Source organism: Pseudomonas sp. GL_139_B (genome assembly GCF_057834475.1).
This window is the reverse complement of sequence record NZ_CM174403.1, coordinates 2,931,825-2,948,848: the sequence shown is the minus strand read 5'-3', so window position 1 is coordinate 2,948,848 and position 17,024 is coordinate 2,931,825. Positions and strand designations below refer to the sequence as shown.

The window sequence follows — 17,024 nt, the reverse complement described above, 5'->3', positions numbered from 1 at the left end:
ACAGGCTTCCTAGCTTAAACCCCCGTAAATGCTGACCTTTAGACCAAAGGTGTACGTTTATCGGTCCACAGAAAAAGCACTTGCAAACGATGTATTACGGTATACCATCAGACCTACAAACCGATAAAAACACGTTTCACCACCCGAGGACCGTCCAATGATCGATGCCGCCATTTACAAACAAGTCATGGGCTCGTTCCCGTCCGGCGTAACGGTGATCACCACGCTGGATGACGACGGTCAAATCGTCGGCCTGACTGCAAGCGCCTTCAGCTCGCTGTCCATGGACCCGGCCCTGGTGCTGTTCTGCCCGAACTACAGTTCCGACTCCTACCCCGTACTGATCAAGAACAAACGCTTTGCCATTCACCTGCTTTCCGGCGGCCAGCAAAGCGAAGCCTATGCTTTCGCGCGAAAAGGCAAAGACAAGGCGCAAGGTATCGAATGGACCTTGAGTGAACTGGGCAACCCCATTTTGGCCAACGCTACGGCGGTCATCGAGTGCGAATTGTGGCGCGAATATGAAGGCGGCGATCACGCGATCATGGTGGGTGCCGTGAAGAACCTGATCGTGCCACAGCAAAACACCGGACCATTGGTGTATTGCCACGGCAAGATGGGCGCCCTGCCCGTACTTGCATGAGTCAGCTGATCCGGAAATAATTTGCGCAAATTGCGTATTATGGTATACCAATAACCATCAGGCCCGCAGTCGACAGGCCGACAACAATAGATCCGAGGTAGCGTCATGAAGTTTTCCTTGTTCGTACACATGGAACGTTGGGACGAAAGCGTCAGCCACCGCCAGTTGTTCGAAGACTTGACCGAACTGACCCTGATGGCCGAGGCCGGCGGTTTCAGCACCGTCTGGATCGGCGAACACCACGCCATGGAATACACCATCTCGCCAAGCCCCATGCCTTTGTTGGCCTACCTGGCTGCCAAGACCACCACCATTCACCTGGGCGCCGGTACCATCATCGCGCCGTTCTGGCACCCGTTGCGGGTCGCCGGTGAATGCGCATTGCTGGACGTGATCAGCAACGGTCGCATGGAAGTCGGCCTGGCCCGTGGCGCGTACCAGGTTGAGTTCGACCGGATGGCCGGCGGCATGCCTGCTTCTTCCGGTGGTCAGGCGCTGCGGGAAATGGTTCCGGTGGTTCGAGCATTGTGGCAAGGCGACTACGCCCACAATGGCGACATCTGGAAATTCCCGACGTCCACCAGCGTGCCGAAGCCAATCCAGAAGCCTAATCCGCCGATGTGGATCGCCGCTCGCGACCCGGACTCGCACAATTTCGCCGTGGCCAACGGCTGCAACGTCATGGTCACGCCGCTGATGAAGGGCGACGAAGAAGTCCTCGACCTGAAGAACAAATTCCAGACCGCCCTGGACAACAACCCGGACGTGCCGCGCCCACAGTTGATGGTGCTGCGTCACACCCATGTCCACTCGGTTGATGATGTTGAAGGCTGGAAAGTCGGGGCCAAGGCGATCGCCAGGTTCTACCGCACCTTCGATGCCTGGTTCGGTAACAAGGAAACGCCGGTCAACGGCTTCCTGGCGCCGAGCCCCGAGGAGAAATTCGCCGGCCGTCCAGAGTTCGAACTGGAGAGCCTGCACAAGACCGCCATGATCGGCACCCCGGAAGAAATCATTCCGCGTATCAAGTACTACCAGGAACTGGGCGTCGACGAATTCAGCTTTTGGTGCGACAACAGCCTGCCGCACGCAGAGAAGAAAAAGTCCCTGGAGCTGTTTATCAAACACGTGGTCCCGGCGTTCCGCTGAGTTCTCTGCGCTGTGGGAGCGAGCCTGCTCGCGATGGATGTCAACGATAACGTGCTGCGCCTGAATAACCGCGTTGTCCGGGCGTTTTCGCGAGCAGGCTCGCTCCCACAAGGGTCGATTCCCATGTTCAATGGTCGTCTCCAATCAATCGCCCTTCCCTGCGGTGCCGCGCGGGCTTATCTGCGCGGTGAATGGACCGCTTCGCACCTGCATTTCAAGCGCCTGCGCGCCAGTGTTTCAGCCAAGCAGAATGGCTTCTGGCAGTTAGTTCACTGAGCCCACCCGAACTGGAATTCACGCACCGATACCTCGCCCTCTCACGGCGAATAACGGTGCATCGTGTTTCGCCTTTGATCAGGTTTGCTCAATGAACAATAAAAACGCGCTGTTGATCATCGACATGCAGCAGGAGGACGGTTTCGTCCTGGAAAACCTCGACCCAGTGATTGCCCATACCGCAGCCCTGCTCGAAACCGCCCGCAGTCAGCGGACGCCTGTCATTTATACCCGCCATATCAACCGGGCCGACGGCATTGACCTGCCGCGCGGTGAACCCCGGTCCAGCGACGGCGGCCCCAGTAGCTATCGCGCCGGCACCCGGCAAGTGGAAATCATCGAACAGCTGGCGCCTCAGCCGGGTGAACTCATCATCGACAAGGGCCGCTACAGTGCCTTTCACCGCACCTACCTCGATACACAGCTCAAGACGCTGGAAGTCGACACCTTGGTCATCTGCGGTATGTTGACTGATGTCTGCGTACTGAGCAGCGTGTTCGATGCCTTTGCGCTGGGTTATCACGTTCGGCTAGTCAGCGACGCCTGCACCACGACCACCCTGGCGGGGCATTATTCGGCATTGCTGATCATGGCCAATTGGGTCTATTCCTTGGAAATTCTCACCAGCTCCGAATGTCAGCGCGCCCTGCAAAAACTCGATTATGTCAGCCTGAATCCCGAGCACCCGGACATGTTTGCCCATCAGCCCCATGAGCTGCCAGGCACCATTGCCCGTCTGCAAGCCCATCTCGTTCGGACTCAGGAGTAATCGCCATGCAAGTGGAAAAAAGAAGCATCGATTTCATCCCCGAAACCGAACGCCATGGTCGTCCCGCTTCGCTGTTCTATATCTGGTTCGGCGCCAACATGAACATCACCACCATCGCTTCCGGCGTGTTGCCGGTGGTGATGGGGCTCAACCTGTTCTGGAGCGCGCTGGCAATCATCATCGGCTCGCTGATGGGGGCGGTTTTCATGGCGTCCCACTCAGCCCAGGGCCCGAAGCTGGGCATCCCGCAGATGATCCAGAGCCGCGCCCAGTTCGGCGTGTTGGGCGCCGTATTGCCGCTGTTGTTCGTGATGCTGATCTACCTCGGTTTCTTCGTCAGCAACACCTTGCTCGCCGCCCAGGCGCTGGAGTCCGTCAGCCCGTTGCCGGCCAGCGGCAACATCTACCTGATCGGTGCCTTGTGCTTCGTCGTTGCGCTGTACGGCTATCGGCTGATTCACCGTTTGCAAAAGCTGCTCTCGATCCTTTCGCTGCTGGTGTTTGCAGCCGCCACGCTGTTTGCCTTGCAGCTGTCGATACCTGCCGAACAATGGCTGCCAACAGGGTTTTCACTGTCGAAGTTTCTGGTGGCGGTGAGCATTGCCGTGACTTGGCAGTTGTCCTATGCGCCTTATGTCGCTGACTATTCACGCTACCTGCCAAGCAGCACGCCGACCGCTCAGGTGTTTTGGTACAGCTACGCCGGGACGGTCAGTGGCGGTGCGTGGATGATGATTCTCGGGGCAATCCTGAGCGTCGGCATCGGCGACTTTTCCAGCAACGTCGGCGGCCACGTCGTTGGGTTGTTCGGCAGCGGCGCTATCCTGCTGTTCGCCTTCATTGTCTATGGCCAGGTGTCGATCAACGTGTTCAACCTGTACGGGGCATTCATGTCGACCATCACCGTGATCGAACCTTTCGCCCGGCTCAAGGTGACACCGCGGGTGCGTGGCCTGTTCATGCTGGTGATCAGCCTGGTGGCGACCGCGCTGTGCACGATCAGTCAGGACGACTTCATCAGCTTCTTTCTCAACTTCATTTTCTTCATGAGCTACTTCCTGATCCCCTGGACGGCAATCAATCTGGTGGACTACTACTGCCTGCGCAAAGGCCAGTACCAGATCGAAGACATCTTCGACCTCAACGGGATTTATGGAAGGGTCAACTGGATCGCCTGCGGCAGTTTCCTGCTGGCGATTGCCCTTGAGGTTCCGTTCATGAACACCACGTTGTACGTTGGCCCGGTGGCCACGGCGCTGGACGGTGTCGACCTGGCCTGGCTGGTCGGCTTGCTGGTGCCGGCCTTGAGTTACTACTGGCTGATGAAACTCGGCAAGCGAGCGCCGGCGTTGAATCCAGCGTCGCAGTAATCGTGAAACAACAACGCCGGCCCTGGGCCGGCGTTGCACTGTTTCAGGCCACCTTAATGGTTGTAGGCACGCTCGTTGTGCTCGGCCAGATCCAGCCCCGAGGCGTTTTTCCACCCTACAGCTTCTGCGTAAAGCCATCCTTGATTGATATCAAGATATCGACATCGAGCAACTACCCTTCCCCATCGCGATTCAGGGGCTAAGCTGTTCAGGTCTGAACAGCCTTGGAGACGTTGCTCATGCTCAATAAAAATCCTTTCCCGAACCCAGAGACACCCGCCCCTCCACCTTTGTCGACATGGGACGATCAAGCCGCTGCAACATCCATCGAGGGCGATGCGTTTACCGCCCCGCCCGCGCTGACCAACGCCGAACTGGTTCACTTGCGTGTCCGCGTCATTGCCCTGGAAAACCTGGTCATCGCGCTGCTGGCCGAAGGCTCGGAACGTCAACTCGCCGTTGCCAGAGAAATGGCCGATTACATTTCCCCCCGACCCGGTTTTACCCAGCATCCCTTGACCGTTCACGCATCTGCCCAGATGACCCACACCGTCGAGCGCGCCCAACGATTTCGCCAGTGCGACGAGCCATCGGTTTAAATGCTCAAAAACATCCTGGACCCGGGTTTCTACTCGTCAGTGATGAGGGCTATGACCGAGCATCGCAGCGTTGGCACCGTAATGAGCGACGACCAGACCGTCGTGCTACTTTACAGTCACGCCTTTAACTTGAAATCATCAGGTACAGATGCGGACAAGAAACAGGTTGATTGATAGCGATAGAAAACCAAATTCCTGAGGGTTTTTTATTAGCTACAAAATCTCATAACAGTTTGTTTTTATTAATTTTTTATTTTTTGAAACTTGTCACAATTCGGGTGACGTCAACATGAAAACGGTCACGGCCCTTTTCACCTGCCTTCTCGTCAGCGTATGCGCCACGACGATCCCCTTTGCCAATGCTGCAAAGCATGCCCATGAAGCAAAGCATTCCAAGCCTGCCAAGCCCGCGCGAATCTACAAAACCAGCTTCGACTGCGCCAGCGCCAGAGCAAGCGTAGAAAAACTCATCTGCCACGATCCACAACTGGCGCAGATGGACATTGAGCTATTGCGCCTCTATCGCCTGGCGCTTACGGATGAACATTCCGTACCACCTCCCAATAAAGTCATGATCGACCAGCAGTTCTGGACCGAGGGCCGCAACCAGTGTGGCTCCGGGGCCGACCCCAAGGCCTGCACGATCCGAAGCTATGCCGAGCGTGCGCACCAGCTGCGCCAAGGTTCGGCCATTGTGAGGACCAAGGATCCCGACAGACTGACCGATGGCCCCCTGGCGCTTCGTTGTCCCGGACTCAACGCGCCGATTGCCGCCACTTTCTTTCACACGCAGCCCGGTGTCATGTACCTGAAATGGGCGAACGCTTCGGTCACCCTGAGCCAGGTTTCAAGTGATTCAGGTACTCGATACATCGGCAAGGATTACCAAGGGAACTACAGCTTCCGACAAAATGAAAACGGGGTGTTTTTCCAGAAACCAGGCTCTGGGGAAATGAACTGTACAGTCGAGCCGGTCGGCTGAGGGCCCTGGCACGCCTGCAATAGAGCTCTCTAATTGTCGACACCCGCTGCGATCAATCAATTTTTCAGCCGTTCCAATCGCCATTCGCGGCGTCACATTTTGGGAGCTATCCAAAATGTGTCGACAATCCTGTTGATTACCCTCCGATAAATCATTATATTTCGGCTCGATCACGAAATAGTGTCGACAATGACTGGCATTGGCGAAAAACTCCGATGGGGGCAGACACTGATCTGTGCCTTCCGGCTTCGGGACAGAACACCTTTTGTAGGAACAGTTGATCTGGTGGTTTTGGGTGGTCACCCTCGATTGCGGAAAAACTGTTCCTACCTTTATTCAGTGAACCAATGCCAGGCTGCTTTGCGCCTTCTTTGTTCACTCAACAACACGCGGTATGACAGGAGAAGCCCAGTGCTTGAGACCTACGTACAACAATTACAAGCACGTGCCGAGCAAGGGCTTCCACCCTTGGCGCTTAATGCCGAACAAACGGCAGGCCTGGTCGAGCTGCTGAAAAATCCTCCGGCTGGCGAAGAAGCGTTCCTCGTTGACCTGATCACCCATCGCGTTCCGCCAGGTGTGGACGAAGCGGCTTATGTCAAGGCCGGTTTTCTCTCCGCCCTCGCCAAAGGCGAAGCCCAATCCCCTCTGATCGACAAAAAGCGTGCAGTTGAACTGCTCGGCACCATGCAGGGCGGCTACAACATCGTCACGCTGGTCAACCTGCTGGACGACGCCGAACTGGCCCCAGTCGCTGCCGAAGAACTCAAGCACACCCTGCTGATGTTCGATGCGTTCCACGACGTCGCTGAACGCGCCAAGAACGGTAACGTTCACGCCAAAGGCGTGCTGCAATCCTGGGCTGACGGCGAGTGGTTCAAAAACCGCGCTGTCCTGGCCGACAAGATCAGCCTGCGCGTGTTCAAGGTCACCGGCGAAACCAACACCGACGACCTGTCCCCTGCCCCAGACGCCTGGTCCCGCCCGGACATCCCGCTGCACGCCCTGGCCATGCTTAAAATGGCCCGCGACGGCATCGTGCCGGACGAGCAAGGCGTCACCGGCCCGATGAAGCAAATCGAAGAAATGCGTGGCCAAGGCTTCCCGATCGCCTACGTCGGTGACGTGGTCGGTACCGGCTCTTCGCGCAAATCGGCCACCAACTCGGTGCTGTGGTTCTTCGGCGACGACGTGCCTTACGTGCCAAACAAGCGCGCCGGCGGTTTCTGCTTCGGCAACAAGATCGCTCCAATCTTCTACAACACCATGGAAGATGCCGGCGCCCTGCCCATCGAATTCGATGTGTCCAACATGCACATGGGCGACGTGATCGACCTGTACCCGCATGCTGGCAAAGTCTGCAAGCACGACACTGACGAAGTCATCGCCACCTTCGAAATGAAGACTCCGGTGCTATTGGACGAAGTCCGTGCTGGCGGTCGTATTCCGCTGATCATTGGCCGTGGCCTGACCGAGAAGGCGCGTGCCGAGCTGGGCCTGCCAGCGTCCGATCTGTTCCAGAAGCCTGAAGCGCCAGCTGAAAGCACCAAGGGTTTCACCCTGGCGCAGAAAATGGTCGGCAAGGCGTGCGGCGTGACGGGCGTTCGTCCGGGCACCTACTGCGAACCCAAGATGACCACCGTCGGTTCTCAGGACACCACCGGTCCGATGACCCGTGACGAACTGAAAGACCTGGCGTGCCTGGGTTTCTCGACCGATCTGGTCATGCAGTCCTTCTGCCACACTGCGGCTTATCCAAAGCCTGTGGATGTGACGACTCACCACACACTGCCGGATTTCATGCGCAACCGTGGCGGCGTTTCGCTCAAGCCAGGTGACGGCATCATCCACAGCTGGCTGAACCGCATGCTGCTGCCGGACACCGTCGGCACCGGTGGTGACTCGCACACCCGTTTCCCGATCGGTATTTCGTTCCCGGCGGGCTCTGGATTGATCGCATTCGCGGCCGCCACCGGCGTTATGCCGCTGGACATGCCCGAGTCAGTCCTGGTGCGTTTCAAAGGCAAAATGCAACCGGGCATCACCCTGCGTGACCTGGTTCATTCGATTCCTTACTACGCGATTCAGGCTGGCCTGTTGACCGTTGAGAAGAAAGGCAAGATCAACGCCTTCTCCGGCCGCATCCTGGAAATCGAAGGCCTGGACAACCTGACCGTCGAGCAAGCGTTTGAATTGTCTGACGCTTCCGCTGAACGTTCGGCTGCCGGCTGCACCATCAAACTCCCGGAAAAGGCCATTGCCGAGTACCTGACCTCCAACATCACCCTGCTGCGCTGGATGATCGGGGAAGGCTACGGCGATGCGCGTACTCTGGAGCGTCGTGCTCAAGCGATGGAAGCCTGGCTGGCCAACCCTGAGTTGCTGCTTGCCGATGCTGATGCCGAATACGCCGAAATCCTCGAGATTGACCTGGCAGAAATCACCCAACCGATCCTCTGCGCACCGAACGACCCGGACGACGCCCGTCTGCTGTCGACCGCTGAAGGTCAGAAAATCGACGAAGTGTTCATCGGCTCGTGCATGACCAACATCGGTCACTTCCGCGCGGCCGGCAAGTTGCTGGATCAGGTCGAAGGTCAGCTGCCAACCCGTCTGTGGCTGTCGCCACCGACCAAGATGGACGCTCACCAGCTGACCGAAGAAGGCTACTACGGCATCTACAACAAGGCCGGCGCACGCATGGAAATGCCGGGGTGCTCGCTGTGCATGGGTAACCAGGCACGTGTAGAACCGAACTCGACGGTGGTGTCGACTTCGACCCGTAACTTCCCGAACCGCCTGGGTGACGGCGCGAACGTCTACCTGGCCTCGGCCGAGCTGGCGTCCGTGGCTTCCATCCTGGGTCGCCTGCCGACCGTCGAGGAGTACATGGAATACGCGGGCAAGATCGACAGCATGGCGGCCGATGTCTACCGCTACCTGTCCTTCGACCAGATCGCCGAGTTCCGTGAAGCTGCTGCGAACGCCAACATTCCGGTTGTTCAAGCCTAACGTTACAACGCCATAGAAAACGCCGCCCATCTGACGATGTGCGGCTTTTTTTATGCACTAAAGTAGACCGCGTTATCGTTCATCGCGGGAATGCCACGCTCCCACAGGGGTTGTGCTGTTCTTGTGGGAGCGGGCTTGGTCCGGGCGGCGTTCTGACGATAGCAGTGGATCAATCAAAAATGATGCCGACTGACACACCGGCTTCGCTAGCAAGCTCGCTCCTACAGGACCGTGCTGCCGCTCGTCAGCAAGTCAGCACCTTTACCTCTCCCTGATTTTCCAATGTTTTACACCCCTCGCAGGAAGACTCGGCTAATGAACAGGACAATAACTTCCCTCGCCATCGCGAGCCTGCTGTCGATGAGTTCGTTTTTCGCGTTTTCAGCCGAATCGACGAAGGGACCTGTGCCCCCACCCTCCGCTACCCCCGGCCTTAACCAGGCTCAAGCCGCCGAATCCAACGAAGAGAAGGCGAACAAAAAGGGCGAGGAAGCAGCAGGTTCAAACTCGGGTGCCGATGCGCAGACAACGGAAAAAGACGCCGCTTCATCAAGCGGCTCGAAGGACGAAGAAAAAAACTAAATGAACGCCGTCAACAGAGGTAAACAACATGCGCGACGATGACGATTTCAAAGACACCCAAACGAAACCACCTGTCCCACCCGCTGATGCAGAGGCCGCTGATGAAACCCTCACGCCCTCCTCCACCCGTGCCAGGGAACAGGCCGTAGAGAAGCAAAAAAAGAAAGTAGCGGAGATTGAACGCCACGTGGCGGATGGGAACTAGACTCACTGCTTTGCGGCGCCTAACCCTTCGCGCCTGTAGCCGGACCAACAGCCTCCTTGGTGTCACGGCAGAGCAAAATGTCAGACACGCGCATCATTGGCAGCGGGTCGAATCCTCTGCGTTCTTGAAGCCACTTTCGGCTTCGCCTGACATCAAGTTGCAGGCTTAACAACATCATCAGGCTCAGAAGTTCCTGGGAAATACGGGCATTACCGCATTCCGGACAATGAAATTCCTGCCACGCGCCCGTGCAGATCGTTCGTGCAAAAGGGTTGTCACAAATCACACACGACATGATCATGCTCCACTCAATGAAAACTAGAGAGGCCTGAGCATTGAAAGGCGTTCAGCACGGCCGACCAACGGTCATGCCTGCGAAATCAACTCGCCCATCCAGCAATTGCGCGAGCGTCAAGGCATTACCCAAAGCCGCACCACTGGCCGTGTTGTCGAACATGCACCATATTGCTTCGCCCGCCATGTTGGCTGTCTGTAGCTGGATTGCCAGGTTTTGCAGCGCAGGCCCTCCATAGGCGCTGAAGTAGATTCGGGGCGATCCATGCAATCGCCAGTACCGGAGCCCCGGCCAGCCTCCCGGCAAATTGTCTAGTCTGATGCGTGACGGATCGACCGCTGCCCGGGCAATTCTGTAGTGCATCAATAACGGCTCGGCTTCGAGCCAGGACGCGTGCCGGGGCTCCAACACCACAGGCCCGTCATAGTGAAATCTGAGTGAAATGAAAAAGGCTTGCGCGACTGAATAATCAAATGCCAATGAGGGCGGCAATTGCACCAGCAAGCAGCCCAATCGGTCATTCAAGCCTGAACACTGCCCGACAAATTCATCCAGTGCCCGGCCGCAGTCCTGCAAGCGTCGCTCGTGGGTGATGTACTTGGGCACTTTTACACAGAAGCGAAAGTCGTCCGGCACCGAGTCAGCCCAACGCGAGTAGGTTTGCCGCAGATGTGGGCGATAAAACGAGCTGTTGATCTCGACCCCGTTCAGTTGCGATGCATAGCGATGCAGGTGCGTGCCTTCAACGGGGAACCTCGACAAAAAATCGCGTCCCAGGCTCCAGCCTGCACAGCCGATGAAAATCGGCGGGCTGTTCACTACGCGCTGGCTCATTTGACCGCTCCCCCCATCACATAAAATCGCCAAAGGGCTGTCCGTCTAAAGTTGAAATGCTCGCGTCTGCAGAGTTCGAATTCTTTTTGCACGCAATACCTTTCGATCAATCCGATGGAACCTAAGGATTGAGCCTGTTCTCTATCGCACAACCAGCAGAAGGAGGACTTCACCATGATTGACCCAGCAACCGGCATGAGGCCGGGCGAGCGCTACAACGTCGAGAGCCTTGAACGCACGCCGCATTTCCCCGGCTTCTTTCTCGATGGAAAGTATTACCTGGGTCCCGAGTTGCAAACGGCGGTGGGCTGGCTCGAGGGCCAACAGTTTCTGTATGACCAACTCGATCCGACCGGCGAACCGGTGTACCCCGGCCGGATCGTCGGCATCATTGCAGACCTGACGTTGACCTTGGGCGATGGCGCGCGTCTGGCATTGAACACAGTGCCGTATGAAGCGCAGCAATATCTGCCCACCCAAATGACGGATGACATTCTGGGCGATGCCGGGGCCGAAAGGCTGTCGATTCGACCCTCGGCGCTACTGGTGATCGGTGCCGCGCTATTGGTTAGCGGCTGTCTGCTTGCGTTCAATCGTCTGGGACACCGACGGTCTACCCGTTAGATCGCCGGTTCCCTCCGTTTACAGATACCAGCGGTATTCCCGCGCGCTGATTTCCTGCATGAACGCCAGGTGATCCTGACGTTTGTTCTCGCAATAAACATCGACGAACTCCGCCCCTAGCCCCTCACGCAGTTGCGGTTGATGTTGCATCGCGCGCACGGCTTCGAGCATTTCCAGTGGGAAGTCGACGCCACTGTTGCGGTCTTCGTTCAGCGGCAAGATGGGTTCTTTGCTAGCTTCCAGCCCATGTTCCAGTCCCACGAGAATCGCCGCCAATACCAGATAGGGATTGGCATCGGCGCCCGCCAGACGATGTTCGATGCGCAAGTTCTTCGAATCCGATTCCGGAATGCGCAAGCACGCATCGCGATCTTCAAACCCCCAGCTCGCTCGCGTGGCGATGTTTGTCGTGCCGCCGAGGCGGCGATAGGCGTTCTGGTTCGGGGCGAAAACCGGCATGCAGTGAGGCAGTAATTCCAGGCAGCCGGCCACGGCGTGACGCAATGACTGCTGTTGGTTGGCCGCCAGAATGTTGTTGCCGTCCGCGTCGTACAGACTGACATGCACGTGCATGCCGCTGCCCGGATGCTGCAAATAAGGTTTGGCCATGAAGCTCGCTCGATAACCATGCTTGAGCGCCACGCCACGGCTGCTGCGACAGAACAGTGCCGCCCAGTCTGCGGCACGCAAGCCATCGTCAAGGTGACCGAAATTGATTTCGAACTGACCTGGCCCGAGTTCGGCGGTAATCACCGTGCTGTCAATCCCCTGAGCCCGCGAGGTCTCGACCATGTCGTCGAGTACCGGCGCAAAGCGTGACAGGCGCTCGATGTGCATGTTGGGCTGATCATCGGCATCGTCTGTCAGCCCGTCGCGGGGAAACTGCGGCAGCCCGTCGCGCAGCTTTTTATCGAACAGGTAGAACTCCAGTTCGAACGCCACCACGGGATGAATGCCTTTGCCGGCAAGCCTGTCCAGGACCTGCGCGAGCACCTGGCGCGGTTCGAACACGATGGGGTTCTCAGTGCCGTCCGAGGTGATCAACATTTGCCCCAGCGGTTGCCCTTCCCAGCTCACCAGCTTGAGCGTCCCTGGCACCAGACGACGCAGTGCATCCGGGTCACCGTCGTTAAAGCAGTAATCACCAATCTTGAACAACCCGCCCTGCACGCCCAGCAGCACACAGTTCTGCGGGAGTTTCAGCGCACTGCCGGCCGCGACCTTTTCCAGCATGTCCACCGGGTACCGCTTGCCGTAAAAATGCCCCGGGATATCAAGGGAAATCAGATCGACATAGCGCACCTCGGGATAGCGTTGGCGAAAGGCCCGCACCTCAGCCAGCAGATCAGAGCAGGTAGCATCCATCATTATTGGTCCTTATCTTGTTATCAGGTGTAAACCCAAAGCACTCGCGTGAGATGCCCGGTGAGGTTGCCGTAGCGGCAACGGGTATGGCTGTCGAACTGAAAACTGTCGCCAGCCATCAAGGTAACGGGGTCTTCGTCATCGCCCAGCCACAGCGTCAGCTCGCCTTCGAGCACGTAACCGCCCTGCTCCGAGCTGTCACTCATATGGCGGTCGCCGCTGCTGGCGCCGGCTTCGAGATGACTTTCGAGCATGGAAAATGACGCGCGTATTTTTGGCGAAACCAGAATGTCGGTAATGCCGTTGGCGAAGTACAACGTGCGACGTTCGTCCGGCCGCGTGACCCACGGCAGCTCCTTGGGTTTTGGCAGGCTGTAGAAGTACGTCGTCGGTACGTCCAGGGTTTCACTGATCGCCGTCAGGTCTGCCACGGTGGGCCGAGACAGGCCGCGTTCGACCTGCGAAAGAAAGCCGACGGAACGGCCGATTTTGTCGGCCAGTTCCTTCAAGGTGTATTTCTTGTGCTTGCGCAAATCGTGAATCAGGATCGCCAGCGCAGCGATTTCTTCTTGCTTGTTCATGCGTGCAATTCCAGTAGATGACTCATCAGATACTGTCGCGCAGTCGATACCAGGCTTTGCCAATGGCTTCCAGCGGCGCGGCGAGGTATTTGCCACCGGGAAAACTGCCGTTATTCAAGCCCTGATACATGGACAATTCATCGTCCCGGCCAAGAATGGCATCGGACACTGCACGAGCGGCGGCCAGCGTTGGCAGCACGCCATGCCCGGAATAACCTTGCAGCCAATAGCGATCCCCCACCCGGCCAATGTCAGGGGTTCGCTTAAGGGTCAGGTCGATGTGCCCGCCCCAGGCAAATTCCAGCTCTACGCCTTTGAGTTGCGGAAACACCCGCTCCAGGAACGGCCGTGTTGCCCCGGCAATATCCTTGGGCATGCCGCCCAGGTACGTGCAGCCGCCGCCGAACAGCAGGCGGTTGTCAGGTGTGCGACGGAAATAATCGAGAACAAACTGGTTATCGGTGACACAGACATTACTCGGCAGCAGCGCGGTGGCCTGCTCTGGCGTCAGGGGGGCGGTCGCCACTTGATATGTCCCGACGGGTAATACACAACTGGCCAGTTTGCGGTCGAGCCGATCCAGATAGGCATTGCAGGCCAGCACCAGTACATCCGACCGAATAGACCCGCGCTCCGTGTTCACCTCGAAGCGACCGCCCTCTTCGCGATAATTTAATGCTTTGCTTTGTTCATGGATGCGGCCGCCCGCGCGTTCGATGGCGGTGGCCAGGCCGAGTGCCAGTTTCAGCGGGTTCAAATGTGCGCCCTCAGGGTCGTACAATCCGGCCTGATAGCGTTCGCTGGCGATCCATTGCGGCAACTGCTCACGGCTGATGAGCTGCAAGCCATGGTGCCCCCATTTGTGACTGGCCTCGCGCTGCCACTCGGTCAGCAGACTGACACGTCGGGGCATGACCGAAGTCCACAGATGGCCGGCGCGATAATCACAGTCGAAACCATGGCGAGCAGGTAATTCTCGCAGTTCCTTCGCCGCCCAACGCATACCGTCCCACAACCGACGAGCGCGCTCATGCCCCAGCGCCGCTTCCAGAGGTGGCATGTCACATGACCAGCCGAGAATGGCCTGACCACCATTGCGCCCCGAGGCTGCCCACGCCACGCGACTGGCTTCCAGCAGTGTCACGCGCTTGCCGGCCAGGGCCAGGCGTAGCGCAGTATGCAGGCCACTGAACCCTGCGCCGATGATCAGGATTTCGGTGTCTTGTTCACTCTCAAGCGCGGGGCGAGTAGTCAGGCGATCAGCGCAACTGTGGGCGTAATAGCTGGCGACATGCTGTGTGGACTGCTGGAACATACCGGCTCTCATGAAATTATGTTTTTATAATTTCATGAAAAACTACATTATTAATTTCACGAGAGCAACTGGTGGCGGATAAGCGCACATACACCTGGCAGTTTTTGGTTGTCTTGTCTGGCCCAGAAACATAGAAGAGTCAGGTACTGGGAGATTTATGCCACGGATAACCTTTCGCGCTGAGCTCAAAGGCATATTCGAACAAACGCTTCATGTACTCGCCATCGAAATGATGAGTGCGAAGGTGATGAAAATCGGAGCCGATGTACGCAAGATTAAAATCGGCCCCGTCCTGTTGGGCGATTCGGTAAATCCGGTCGAGGTCGCTGATTCCCTGCGTCTGGATCAACGCGCTGATAGCGCGACCGCCGATGCTCAACGTGCGGCGCTTGGTGCCGGACCACTGCGGCTCCAGTTTCCCGTTGCGAATCACATAAAAATGCCGATCACGACGTAAACGCGCGCCCGTGACGTTATTCAGCGCCATGACGGTGCCTGGGGGGTAAAGAAATACCTGCGTGATGACGCCACCGTCTACGTGCATTTCCTGGAACTGTTTACCGTTGACTTCCACGTCGATCATGACGGGTGAGACGGCGCCGGGAATACTCATCGACGCGATCAGGATCTGACGAAACAGGTCGAGTGCTCCGGGCGCACCGCTTGCGGCAATGGCGCCCATATTCCAGGTCACGGGACGCCCGGCATCGAGGTCGGTGGTGCCGATCATCAGGAGTCGTCCATTGGCATACTGCGCAGCAATCGCCGCCAGAATGACAGGAGTGACGTATTGCGCGATGAGCCGAGACAGTGGCTTGCTGTGCGCAATACCGTCGCTGGCAAGTCGGGTCAGCACATTGCGCGAATGGAAAATGTCTTTGGGGCCGAGGGCACTACAGATACGCAGAATGATGTCGTCGTACTGAGGCCCCAGGTAAGCGAACGGGGCGACCAGGGCACCAGCGCTGATGCCCGTGACCACTTTGAACAGCGGCCGTGTCCCATGTAACGTCCATCCTGCGATGATGCCCGCCGCGAAGGTGCCGGCGTCACCACCACCGGAGACCGCCAGCATGTTGGCCAGCGGCAGGATGTCATTCGGCTCCCCTGCTCTGGCAAGCGCTTCGGCCTCTCGATGGTTAGCCTGATGTACATCGCGAATCAGCGGAGCAAAATCCCGGTCCAGCCAATAACGCGCCCCTGCAATGCCGGGGATGACCGCGAGTTCCGTCATGGTTTGCGGTACAGCATCCCGGCGTTGCAGGCACGCTTGGCGCAACATTTTCCATGTCGACACACCTGGTGCACTCATGGTGACGGATTTTACCCTTCCTCCGGCCGATCCTGAACCCACTGCCAGAACAACTGGTAGCCCACCGCAAGCACCACCGGCCCTATGAACAAGCCGAGGATGCCGCTCGTGACCATGCCGCCCAGCGCGCCAATCAGCACGACCGGCATCGGCACATCCACACCGCGTCCCAGCAACAGCGGTTTGAGAACGTTGTCCACCAGGCCGGCAACGAACACAAAGACGGAGAAGATAATGGTCCTGGTGTTGGGTCCCTCAGTGGCCATCACATAGACAATCACCGGCAGCGTAATCAGCGTGGCCGGTAACTGCATGATGCCGAGCAGTAACACGAAGATGGCAAGTATACCTGCGCCCGGGATGCCTTTGAGCACGAAGCCGATACCCACCAGCAGCATCTGAATGAACGCGATGCCGACCACGCCGAGCGCAACCGCGCGGATGGTTGCAGTGCACAGTTCGGCGATTTTTGCCCCCTTGTCAGGACCGCTGATGCGAGACGCGATCTCTACCGCAGCACGGGTGCCGGCCTCACCGTGCGCCATGAAAATACCGGCGATGATCAAGGCAACAATGAACATCAACAAACCCGCACCGACGCCGGCAATTTTGGTCAACAAGCCCACACTGACGCCTTTTATTTGCGGCAAGTACTTCGCTATCAGGTCCGGAAGATCGGTGGATGCCTGCATCCAGATTGACGAGACAGTTTTACCCACGATCGGCCACGTGGCGACCGTGTCAGGCGGCGGCGGGATGTTGAAGGTACCTTCCTTCACAACGTCGATGACCTGCCCGACCGACGAAGCAATCGAGGTGCCCAACAGATAGATCGGCACCACCAGAATAGCGATGGAAATCAGCACAATCGCCGTTGCAGCACGCCCTTCACTGCGTCCGAACGACCCCATCAATCGCAGTTGCAACGGGTAGAGCGTGATCGCCAGGATCACCGACCACAGCATCAGGTCGCGAAACGGCTGGAATATATCGAAGCAAAACATCACCAGAACAACTATCAACCCGGCACGAATCAGGACATCGAGCATGCTGCGGGTCAACGACTTCTCGGACAGCGGTGTGGGCACCATGGATGTCTCCTTGCTTATGC

The 17,024-nt window shown here is 57.7% G+C and carries 17 protein-coding genes; 11 read left to right on the top strand and 6 right to left on the bottom strand.

Annotation, left to right across the window (positions count from 1 at the left end; all coding sequences use genetic code 11):
- Positions 1-157: 157 nt before the first annotated feature.
- The 10 genes from AC3ISI_RS13510 to AC3ISI_RS13465 all read left to right on the top strand — a co-directional run bounded on the left by AC3ISI_RS13510 (position 158) and on the right by AC3ISI_RS13465 (position 9,587).
- On the top strand, positions 158-643 hold the full coding sequence (locus AC3ISI_RS13510; RefSeq protein WP_489337406.1) for a flavin reductase family protein: 486 nt from the start codon (positions 158-160) through the stop codon (positions 641-643).
- Between the two features lie 105 nt (positions 644-748).
- Positions 749-1,792, top strand: a complete 1,044-nt coding sequence (locus tag AC3ISI_RS13505; protein WP_489337405.1) for an LLM class flavin-dependent oxidoreductase — start codon at positions 749-751, stop codon at positions 1,790-1,792.
- A 123-nt stretch (positions 1,793-1,915) separates the two neighbouring features.
- The gene (locus AC3ISI_RS13500; RefSeq protein ID WP_489337404.1) at positions 1,916-2,068 is read left to right on the top strand and encodes a hypothetical protein; all 153 of its coding nucleotides are present in this window, start codon (positions 1,916-1,918) and stop codon (positions 2,066-2,068) included.
- A 91-nt stretch (positions 2,069-2,159) separates the two neighbouring features.
- Positions 2,160-2,837: a cysteine hydrolase family protein gene (locus tag AC3ISI_RS13495; RefSeq protein WP_489337403.1), complete on the top strand. Its 678-nt coding sequence runs from the start codon at positions 2,160-2,162 to the stop codon at positions 2,835-2,837.
- Positions 2,838-2,842: 5 nt separating this feature from the next.
- Positions 2,843-4,207: a purine-cytosine permease family protein gene (locus AC3ISI_RS13490; RefSeq protein ID WP_489337402.1), complete on the top strand. Its 1,365-nt coding sequence runs from the start codon at positions 2,843-2,845 to the stop codon at positions 4,205-4,207.
- Between the two features lie 239 nt (positions 4,208-4,446).
- Positions 4,447-4,806 (top strand): hypothetical protein, encoded by a 360-nt coding sequence (locus AC3ISI_RS13485; protein WP_489337401.1) that lies wholly within the window; start codon positions 4,447-4,449, stop codon positions 4,804-4,806.
- A gap of 289 nt (positions 4,807-5,095) precedes the next feature.
- On the top strand, positions 5,096-5,788 hold the full coding sequence (locus AC3ISI_RS13480; RefSeq protein WP_489337400.1) for an MliC family protein: 693 nt from the start codon (positions 5,096-5,098) through the stop codon (positions 5,786-5,788).
- Between the two features lie 411 nt (positions 5,789-6,199).
- Positions 6,200-8,800, top strand: a complete 2,601-nt coding sequence (acnB, locus tag AC3ISI_RS13475) for a bifunctional aconitate hydratase 2/2-methylisocitrate dehydratase (protein ID WP_489337399.1) — start codon at positions 6,200-6,202, stop codon at positions 8,798-8,800.
- Positions 8,801-9,115: 315 nt separating this feature from the next.
- Positions 9,116-9,382: a hypothetical protein gene (locus tag AC3ISI_RS13470; RefSeq protein WP_489337397.1), complete on the top strand. Its 267-nt coding sequence runs from the start codon at positions 9,116-9,118 to the stop codon at positions 9,380-9,382.
- A gap of 28 nt (positions 9,383-9,410) precedes the next feature.
- Positions 9,411-9,587 carry a hypothetical protein gene (locus AC3ISI_RS13465; RefSeq protein WP_489337396.1) on the top strand — a complete coding sequence of 59 codons (177 nt, stop codon included), beginning with the start codon at positions 9,411-9,413 and terminating at the stop codon, positions 9,585-9,587.
- A 346-nt stretch (positions 9,588-9,933) separates the two neighbouring features.
- Here the strand turns inward: AC3ISI_RS13465 and AC3ISI_RS13460 are convergent, their stop codons facing one another.
- A complete protein-coding gene (locus AC3ISI_RS13460) occupies positions 9,934-10,716 on the bottom strand; it encodes a DUF72 domain-containing protein (protein WP_489337395.1) in 783 nt (260 codons plus the stop codon).
- Positions 10,717-10,890: 174 nt separating this feature from the next.
- Between AC3ISI_RS13460 and AC3ISI_RS13455 the strand changes: the two genes are divergently transcribed.
- Positions 10,891-11,340: a short chain dehydrogenase gene (locus AC3ISI_RS13455; protein WP_489337394.1), complete on the top strand. Its 450-nt coding sequence runs from the start codon at positions 10,891-10,893 to the stop codon at positions 11,338-11,340.
- A gap of 18 nt (positions 11,341-11,358) precedes the next feature.
- Here the strand turns inward: AC3ISI_RS13455 and AC3ISI_RS13450 are convergent, their stop codons facing one another.
- The 5 genes from AC3ISI_RS13450 to AC3ISI_RS13430 form a co-directional block, all read right to left on the bottom strand.
- On the bottom strand, positions 11,359-12,705 hold the full coding sequence (locus AC3ISI_RS13450; protein ID WP_489337710.1) for a glutamine synthetase family protein: 1,347 nt from the start codon (positions 12,703-12,705) through the stop codon (positions 11,359-11,361).
- 23 nt (positions 12,706-12,728) lie between these two features.
- Positions 12,729-13,286, bottom strand: a complete 558-nt coding sequence (locus tag AC3ISI_RS13445; RefSeq protein WP_489337393.1) for a helix-turn-helix domain-containing protein — start codon at positions 13,284-13,286, stop codon at positions 12,729-12,731.
- A gap of 25 nt (positions 13,287-13,311) precedes the next feature.
- Positions 13,312-14,601, bottom strand: a complete 1,290-nt coding sequence (locus tag AC3ISI_RS13440) for an NAD(P)/FAD-dependent oxidoreductase (protein WP_489337392.1) — start codon at positions 14,599-14,601, stop codon at positions 13,312-13,314.
- 139 nt (positions 14,602-14,740) lie between these two features.
- Entirely contained in the window at positions 14,741-15,883 is a 1,143-nt protein-coding gene (locus tag AC3ISI_RS13435; RefSeq protein ID WP_489337391.1) for a patatin-like phospholipase family protein, read from the bottom strand.
- Between the two features lie 41 nt (positions 15,884-15,924).
- Entirely contained in the window at positions 15,925-17,004 is a 1,080-nt protein-coding gene (locus AC3ISI_RS13430) for an AI-2E family transporter (protein ID WP_489337390.1), read from the bottom strand.
- Positions 17,005-17,024 lie beyond the last annotated feature (20 nt).

Bases quoted from the DNA above. Each gene is read 5' to 3' on its own strand.
- AC3ISI_RS13470 (WP_489337397.1), top strand. From the start codon at position 9,116: ATGAACAGGACAATAACTTCCCTCGCCATCGCGAGCCTGCTGTCGATG.
- AC3ISI_RS13485 (WP_489337401.1), top strand. From the start codon at position 4,447: ATGCTCAATAAAAATCCTTTCCCGAACCCAGAGACACCCGCCCCTCCA.
- AC3ISI_RS13440 (WP_489337392.1), bottom strand. From the start codon at position 14,601: ATGTTCCAGCAGTCCACACAGCATGTCGCCAGCTATTACGCCCACAGT.
- AC3ISI_RS13480 (WP_489337400.1), top strand. From the start codon at position 5,096: ATGAAAACGGTCACGGCCCTTTTCACCTGCCTTCTCGTCAGCGTATGC.
- AC3ISI_RS13510 (WP_489337406.1), top strand. From the start codon at position 158: ATGATCGATGCCGCCATTTACAAACAAGTCATGGGCTCGTTCCCGTCC.
- AC3ISI_RS13430 (WP_489337390.1), bottom strand. From the start codon at position 17,004: ATGGTGCCCACACCGCTGTCCGAGAAGTCGTTGACCCGCAGCATGCTC.
- AC3ISI_RS13445 (WP_489337393.1), bottom strand. From the start codon at position 13,286: ATGAACAAGCAAGAAGAAATCGCTGCGCTGGCGATCCTGATTCACGAT.
- AC3ISI_RS13465 (WP_489337396.1), top strand. From the start codon at position 9,411: ATGCGCGACGATGACGATTTCAAAGACACCCAAACGAAACCACCTGTC.
- AC3ISI_RS13435 (WP_489337391.1), bottom strand. From the start codon at position 15,883: ATGTTGCGCCAAGCGTGCCTGCAACGCCGGGATGCTGTACCGCAAACC.
- AC3ISI_RS13450 (WP_489337710.1), bottom strand. From the start codon at position 12,705: ATGGATGCTACCTGCTCTGATCTGCTGGCTGAGGTGCGGGCCTTTCGC.
- AC3ISI_RS13505 (WP_489337405.1), top strand. From the start codon at position 749: ATGAAGTTTTCCTTGTTCGTACACATGGAACGTTGGGACGAAAGCGTC.
- AC3ISI_RS13500 (WP_489337404.1), top strand. From the start codon at position 1,916: ATGTTCAATGGTCGTCTCCAATCAATCGCCCTTCCCTGCGGTGCCGCG.
- AC3ISI_RS13490 (WP_489337402.1), top strand. From the start codon at position 2,843: ATGCAAGTGGAAAAAAGAAGCATCGATTTCATCCCCGAAACCGAACGC.
- AC3ISI_RS13495 (WP_489337403.1), top strand. From the start codon at position 2,160: ATGAACAATAAAAACGCGCTGTTGATCATCGACATGCAGCAGGAGGAC.
- AC3ISI_RS13455 (WP_489337394.1), top strand. From the start codon at position 10,891: ATGATTGACCCAGCAACCGGCATGAGGCCGGGCGAGCGCTACAACGTC.
- AC3ISI_RS13460 (WP_489337395.1), bottom strand. From the start codon at position 10,716: ATGAGCCAGCGCGTAGTGAACAGCCCGCCGATTTTCATCGGCTGTGCA.